Here is a 6404-nt window from a genome sequence, read left to right as displayed (position 1 = left end):
ACAAGCGGCCGCTGGCTGTTTTGGACCCTCAAGATTTCAGGATATTTGCCATGACCGCCATCAAGGAACTGAAGGCTGTGGCGCGCGCGCGGGCCGGCAAGGGGGCCGCCCGTGCTGAGCGCCGCGCCGGACGCGTGCCCGCCGTGATCTACGGCGAAAAGCAGGAACCCGTGACGATCTCGCTGAACTTCGTCGAGATCAACAAGGCCATCTATGCGGGCCACTTCCTCACCACCCTGTTCGAGATCGACGTGGACGGCGCCAAGCACCGTGTCATTCCGCGCGACTATCAGATGGACGTGGTGAAGGACTTCCCCATGCACGTGGACTTTCTGCGGGTGTCCAAGGGCACGACCCTCACCGTGGAAGTGCCGGTTCATTTCGTGAACCAGGACGCTTCCCCGGCGCTCAAGGCGGGCGGCACCCTCAACGTGGTGACCCACGCGGTGGAGCTCGATGCCCCGGCCGACTCGATCCCCGAGGCTGTGGTGGTGGACCTGACCGGCGCCAATTTCGGCGACATCTTCCACCTGTCCACGGTGCAGCTCCCGGCGGGCGTGACCTGGGCCGGCCATGGCGACGACACCCTCGCCACCGTGATGGCGCCGACGGTGGCTCCCGAGGCCGCGGTGGCTGCGGCTGCGGAAGAGACCAAGGCCTGAGCCTGGCCCTGAATTGGGTGAAGACCGGCCTTTAAGGCCGATCTTCACCTGATCCCCAGCGGCCACGAAAAGGTCGATCGGACACGTTTCGGGCCGGAGGCGCCTCATGTTCCTGTTCGCAGGGCTCGGCAATCCCGGCCCGAAATACGCCGGCAACCGGCACAACATCGGCTTCATGGCGCTTGACGCCATTTGCCGGCGACACCGTCTCGGCCCGCTGCGCCGGCGCTTCCAATCCATGGCGGCGGAAGGCGAGATCGCCGGGGAAAAAGTGATCGCGCTTTTCCCCGAGACCTACATGAACGAGAGCGGGCGCGCCGTCGGCGAGGCCATGCGTTTCTACAAGATCCCCCTCGACCACATCATCGTCTTCCACGACGAGCTCGACCTGCCCCCGGCCAGGCTGCGCATCAAGAAGGGCGGCGGCAACGCCGGCCATAACGGCCTGCGCTCCATCACCGCCCAGTGTGGCAACGAGTATTGGCGGGTGCGGCTCGGCATCGGTCATCCCGGCGACAAGGCGATGGTGATGCCCTATGTGCTCGGCGATTTCGCCAAGAGCGAAAAGGGCTGGCTCGATGCCCTGTGCGACGCCTGCGCCGATTTCGCCGATCAACTGGTGACCGGCCGCCCGGACGAATTCCAGAACCGCGCGCACCTGTTCATGGAGGCCCAGGGCTTTTCCGATCCGAAGCGGGTGGGCGAAAAGGGCTGAGGGCGCGCCCTCGCGACGGGAAGTGTCCCGGTGCGGCGGATGCGGGGTTGCGCGACAAACCTCTTGGACGATATGCGAGGGGCGATCCCAGGCCGCAGGCCATTTTCCTTCCCGTCACCCCGCCGAGCGATCGAACGGCGGGGCAACCTTGAGTATCGTCATGGGCTTCAAATGCGGCATCGTCGGCCTGCCGAACGTGGGCAAGTCGACTCTCTTCAACGCCCTCACCCAGACCGCCGCGGCCCAGGCCGCCAACTATCCGTTCTGCACCATCGAGCCGAATGTGGGCGACGTGGCGGTGCCTGATCCGCGCCTCGACACCCTGGCGGAGATCGCCGGCTCGGGGCAGATCATCCCCACCCGCCTCACCTTCGTGGATATCGCGGGCCTCGTGCGCGGCGCCTCCAAGGGAGAGGGGCTCGGCAACCAGTTCCTGGCCAATATCCGCGAGTGCGACGCCATCGCCCATGTGGTGCGCTGCTTCGAGGATGGCGACGTGACCCATGTGGAGGGCAAGATTGCCCCCATCAACGACATCGAGACCATCGAGACGGAGCTGATGCTGGCCGATCTCGACAGCCTGGAGAAGCGCTTCTCCACGCTGGAGAAGAAGGCCAAGGGCGCCGACAAGGAGGCCAAGGAGACGCTGGACCTCGTCACCCGCGCGCTGGTTCTGCTGCGCGAGGGCAAGCCGGCCCGTCTCGCCGAGGTGAAGCCGGAGGAGCGCAAGCTGTTCAACCAGCTGGGCCTGCTCTCCGCCAAGCCGGTGCTCTATGTGTGCAATGTGGAGGAGGGATCGGCCCAGGAGGGCAATGCCCTTTCGGCGCAGGTGTTCGCCCGCGCCAAGGAAGAAGGGGCAAAGGCGGTGGTGGTCTCGGCCAAGATCGAGAGCGAGATCGCGGTGCTGCCGCCGGACGAGCAGCGGGAGTATCTGGAGGCCATCGAGCTTGACGAGCCGGGCCTCAACCGGGTCATCCGCGCCGGCTACGACCTGCTGCAGCTCCTGACCTATTTCACTGTGGGGCCGAAGGAGGCGCGGGCCTGGACCATCACCGCCGGCACCAAGGCCCCGGCCGCGGCCGGCGTGATCCATTCCGACTTCGAGAAGGGCTTCATCCGCGCCGAGACGGTCGCGTTCGAGGACTATGTGAAGTTCAAGGGCGAGGCGGGTGCCCGCGAGGCCGGGCGGTTCCGCCTGGAAGGCAAGGACTATGTGGTCGCCGACGGCGACGTGCTGCACTTCCGCTTCGCCAACTGAAGGCGCCGAAACCTCATGGACGCCGCGCCGGTGGAGATCGGCCGCTTCACCTTTACGGAAGCGGAGATCACGCGCTTCGCGCTGAATTTCGATCCGCAGCCTGTCCATGTGGATGCGGAGGCGGCACGGCACGCGCCTTTCGGAGGGCTGGTGGCGTCCGGCTGGCATGTGGTGTGCGTGTGGATGGGCTTTTTCGTGCGCACGCAGGGCACCGGCGGCAGCGCGCCGGCGGTGCCCTCTGACCATCCGCGGATCGTTTCGCCGGTGGGCGTCGGCTTCGGCCTGCGGGCGCTGCGATGGACGGCACCGGTCCATGCCGGTGATCGCCTCGTGTTCCTGACCGAAGTCCTGGAGGCGCGCGCCAGCGGCAGCCGGCCGGGATGGACCATCGTCCGCCGCCGCAACAGCGCGCGGCGGGAGGACGGCGCCGAGGTGATGGCGTTTGAGCTCAGCCACCTGGCGCCGGAGGGCGAGCCCGCAGCGCGGATCCGGGGGTAGCGGTCGTGCTTCGCGTGGGCGCGCGCCGGCGGCCGGTGTTCATGCTCTTCCCCACGGCACCTTGACGTTTGCGGCGTCCTCCCCTTGGATCGGCGCGAACAGGGGGAGGCGTGCGTTGGCGGATTTCTTCTTTGAGGACTTCATCGTCGGTGAGGTGAAGACGTTCGGGTCTCACACCATGACCGAGGAGGAAATCGTCACCTTCGCGCGGGAGTTCGACCCCCAGCCCATGCACATCGATGCCGCGGCGGGGGCGAAATCGGTCCTGGGCGGGCTCGCGGCCTCGGGCTGGCACACCTGCGCCATCATGATGCGCCTCATCTGCGACGGCTTCCTGCTGCGCACGGCGGGCATGGGCTCGCCCGGCGTCACCGAGAACAATTGGCTTGCCCCGGTGCGGCCGGGCGACACGCTGACCCTGCGCCGCACGGTGCTGGAGGCGCGCACCTCCAAGAGCCGGCCGGAAATGGGCCTCGCCACGTTCCGCTTCGAGCTGGTGAAGCCGGACAAGACCGTCGTCGTGGACCAGACCTGCGTCATCATGATCGGACGCCGCAACCCGGGGGCGCGCCTCGCATGAACTATTTCGAAGACGTGGAAATCGGCCTGTCCGCCGTTCTCGGCAGCCACACCTTCACCCGCGAGGAGATCATCGCCTTCGCCAGCGTCTACGATCCGCAACCTTTCCATGTGGACGAGGAGGCGGCCAGGCGCTCGCCGTTCGGCGCCCTGTGCGCCTCCGGCTGGCACACCGCGGCCACCTGGATGAAATGCCTGATGGACTATCAGGCACGCACCCTCGCCGAGGGCAAGCCGGTGCGCGCCGCCGGCGCGTCTCCGGGGTTCCGCAACATGCGCTGGCTGAAGCCGGTCTATGCCGGCGACACCATCACCTACACCTCCGAGGTGACGGAGAAAACGGCGAGCCGCAGCAAGCCGGAATGGGGCGTGGTGCGCTCCCACAACACCGGCACCAACCAGCACGGGGATCTGGTGTTTGATTTCGAGGGCGCGGTGCTGGTGCGGCGGCGCAACGTCTGATTCGCTGCCGCCGGGCTCTTGCCCGCAGGCTCTTGCCCGGAGGCGTGGAGCGCGGGCGATCCGGGTTCCCATCGGGTCACGGCGCGCGCCTGGAGCGCCCGTGTCCCCCGCCCAGAGAGCGGGATCGGCCCCGCCCGCCCTCAGCTCTGCTCGTGCTTGGGCTTTTCCGCCGCGCGGCGGCCGAAGTCGGGAGCGGCGGTTTCCTGACCCTGCTCGATGATGGAGCGGCGGATGGCGCGGGTGCGGGTGAAATGGGCGAACAAGGTGTCGCCGTCGCCATAGCGGATGGCGCGCTGAAGCGCCGTCAGGTCCTCGGTGAAGCGGCCCAGCATCTCCAGCACCGCGTCCCGATTGTAGAGGAACACGTCGCGCCACATGGTGGGATCGGATGAGGCGATGCGCGTGAAGTCGCGGAAGCCGCCGGCGGAGAACTTGATGACCTCGGAGGCCAGCGTTTCCTCCAGCTCCGCCGCCGTGCCCACGATGTTGTAGGCGATGAGGTGGGGCACATGGGAGGTGATGGCGAGCACCAGGTCGTGGTGCTGGGCGCTCATGAATTCCACATTGGCGCCCATGCCCCGCCAGAGCGTGGCGAGTTTCTCCACCGCCTCGGGGTCGGCGCCCTCGGGCGGGGTGACGATGCACCAGCGGTTCTCGAACAGGCTCGCGAAACCCGCGTCCGGGCCTGAAAATTCCGTGCCCGCCACCGGATGGGCGGGGACTAGGTGGGCATGGGCCGGCACATGGGGCGCCATGGCCTCCAGAACCGCGCCCTTCACCGAGCCCACGTCGGAGAGGATGGCGCCGGGCTTCAGCTCCGGCCCTACCTCGGCGGCGATGGCGCGGGATGCCCCCACCGGCACGCAGGCGATGACCATGTCCGCGTCGCGCGCGGCCTCGGCCGCGGTCGCCGGAACCTCATCGGCGAAGCCCAGCTCCATCACCCGGCGGCGCACGGCCGGGTCGCGGTCCGCCACCACCAGGGTCTCGGCCAAGTGCTTCTCGCGCACGGCGCGGGCGAGCGAGGACCCGATGAGCCCCGCGCCGATCACCGCAAGGCGCTTCACGCGCGGCACGCTCACGCCGGTTTTCCTTCCAGGAAGTCCTTGAGGGCCTCGACCACCTTGAGGTTGGCTTCGGCGCTGCCCACCGTCATGCGCAGGGCGTCGGGCAGGCCATAGGACGCGACCGAGCGCAGGATCAGCCCGCGCCGGGTGAGGAAGGCATCCGCCTCCTTGGCGGTGCGCCCCTTCTCCGGCGGGAAGTGGATCAGCAGGAAATTGGCCACCGAGGGCGTGACATTGAGGCCGAGCTTGCCAATCTGGGTGGTGAGCCAGGGCAGCCACTCGGCATTGTGGGCCACCGCCTTTTCCACATGGGCCACATCCTCGATGGCGGCGGCGCCGGCGAGCAGGGCCGGGGTGTTCATGTTGAAGGGGCCGCGCACCCGGTTCAGGGCGTCGATGATGGGGGCCGGTCCCACCGCCCAGCCGATGCGCAAGGCCGCGAGGCCGTGGATCTTGGAGAAGGTGCGGGTCATCAGCACGTTCTCGGCCGACAAAGCGAGTTCCAGCCCGGTCTCGTAATCGTTCCGGCGCACATATTCCGCATAAGCGGCGTCGAGCACCAGCAGCACGTTCGGCGGCAGGCCGGCGTGCAGGCGCTTGACCTCGCTGAAGGGAATGTAGGTACCGGTCGGGTTGTTGGGATTGGCCACGAACACCACGCGGGTGCGCGCGGTGACCTTGGCGAGAAGGGCATCCACGTCGGTGGTGAGGTTGGCCTCCTTGGCCACCACCGGCACGCCGCCGGCCGCAAGCGCCGCGATGCGGTACACGAGGAAGCCATGCTCGGAGAACAGCACCTCGTCTCCCGGTCCCACGAAGGTGTGGGTGACAAGGTTCAGCAGCTCGTCGGAGCCGGCGCCGCAGATGATGCGGTCCGGATCGAGCCCCTGGGCGCGGGCGATGGCCTCGCGCAGCACATGGGCGGCGCCGTCGGGATAGTCCTGGAGGGTCCGCGCCGCCGCGTTGAAGGCGGTTACGGCCTTCTCGCTCGGGCCGAGGGGCGTCTCGTTGGAGGAGAGCTTGAACACCTTCTCCACCCCCGGCGCATGGCTCTTGCCCGGCACATAAGCCTCGATCTGGAGCACGCCCGGACGCGGCTGCGGACGGGAGGGGATGGCGGGGTCATTCAGCACGGCGGACATCGAAGGCAACTCCAGGACACT

Annotated in this window: 8 protein-coding genes; 6 read left to right on the top strand and 2 right to left on the bottom strand. The window is 67.9% G+C overall.

The genetic code is table 11. The annotated features are described in order from the left end of the window. Positions 1–50: 50 nt before the first annotated feature. The 6 genes from HUW53_RS19030 to HUW53_RS19005 all read left to right on the top strand — a co-directional run bounded on the left by HUW53_RS19030 (position 51) and on the right by HUW53_RS19005 (position 4174). Positions 51–662 (top strand): 50S ribosomal protein L25/general stress protein Ctc, encoded by a 612-nt coding sequence (locus HUW53_RS19030; RefSeq protein WP_237347337.1) that lies wholly within the window; start codon positions 51–53, stop codon positions 660–662. A gap of 106 nt (positions 663–768) precedes the next feature. Next, positions 769–1377, top strand: a complete 609-nt coding sequence (gene pth, locus HUW53_RS19025; RefSeq protein ID WP_237347336.1) for an aminoacyl-tRNA hydrolase — start codon at positions 769–771, stop codon at positions 1375–1377. A 160-nt stretch (positions 1378–1537) separates the two neighbouring features. Next, a complete protein-coding gene (ychF, locus tag HUW53_RS19020) occupies positions 1538–2635 on the top strand; it encodes a redox-regulated ATPase YchF (RefSeq protein WP_237347338.1) in 1098 nt (365 codons plus the stop codon). 15 nt (positions 2636–2650) lie between these two features. Next, positions 2651–3133, top strand: coding sequence for a MaoC/PaaZ C-terminal domain-containing protein (locus tag HUW53_RS19015; protein WP_237347335.1), 483 nt, complete (start codon positions 2651–2653; stop codon positions 3131–3133). A 115-nt stretch (positions 3134–3248) separates the two neighbouring features. Beyond that, entirely contained in the window at positions 3249–3713 is a 465-nt protein-coding gene (locus HUW53_RS19010; RefSeq protein WP_237347334.1) for a MaoC family dehydratase, read from the top strand. Further along, positions 3710–4174, top strand: coding sequence for a MaoC family dehydratase (locus HUW53_RS19005; protein WP_237347333.1), 465 nt, complete (start codon positions 3710–3712; stop codon positions 4172–4174). Before HUW53_RS19010 ends, HUW53_RS19005 begins: the two co-directional genes overlap by 4 nt. A gap of 140 nt (positions 4175–4314) precedes the next feature. Here HUW53_RS19005 and HUW53_RS19000 read toward each other — a convergent pair whose 3' ends face one another. Both HUW53_RS19000 and hisC read right to left on the bottom strand, forming a co-directional pair. Next, positions 4315–5256, bottom strand: a complete 942-nt coding sequence (locus HUW53_RS19000) for a prephenate/arogenate dehydrogenase family protein (protein ID WP_237347332.1) — start codon at positions 5254–5256, stop codon at positions 4315–4317. Further along, a complete protein-coding gene (gene hisC / locus HUW53_RS18995) occupies positions 5253–6383 on the bottom strand; it encodes a histidinol-phosphate transaminase (protein ID WP_237347331.1) in 1131 nt (376 codons plus the stop codon). Before hisC ends, HUW53_RS19000 begins: the two co-directional genes overlap by 4 nt. Positions 6384–6404 lie beyond the last annotated feature (21 nt).

The organism is Xanthobacter agilis, assembly GCF_021730435.1.
GTDB classification, from domain to species: Bacteria; Pseudomonadota; Alphaproteobacteria; order Rhizobiales; family Xanthobacteraceae; genus Xanthobacter; species Xanthobacter agilis.
Note: the sequence above shows the minus strand (reverse complement) of the source record. Positions and strands in the feature narration are given on the sequence as shown.

Excerpts from the sequence above, each read along its gene's own strand:
- HUW53_RS19030 (WP_237347337.1), top strand. The coding sequence starts at position 51 with ATGACCGCCATCAAGGAACTGAAGGCTGTGGCGCGCGCGCGGGCCGGC.
- pth (WP_237347336.1), top strand. The coding sequence starts at position 769 with ATGTTCCTGTTCGCAGGGCTCGGCAATCCCGGCCCGAAATACGCCGGC.
- ychF (WP_237347338.1), top strand. The coding sequence starts at position 1,538 with ATGGGCTTCAAATGCGGCATCGTCGGCCTGCCGAACGTGGGCAAGTCG.
- HUW53_RS19015 (WP_237347335.1), top strand. The coding sequence starts at position 2,651 with ATGGACGCCGCGCCGGTGGAGATCGGCCGCTTCACCTTTACGGAAGCG.
- HUW53_RS19005 (WP_237347333.1), top strand. The coding sequence starts at position 3,710 with ATGAACTATTTCGAAGACGTGGAAATCGGCCTGTCCGCCGTTCTCGGC.
- hisC (WP_237347331.1), bottom strand. The coding sequence starts at position 6,383 with ATGTCCGCCGTGCTGAATGACCCCGCCATCCCCTCCCGTCCGCAGCCG.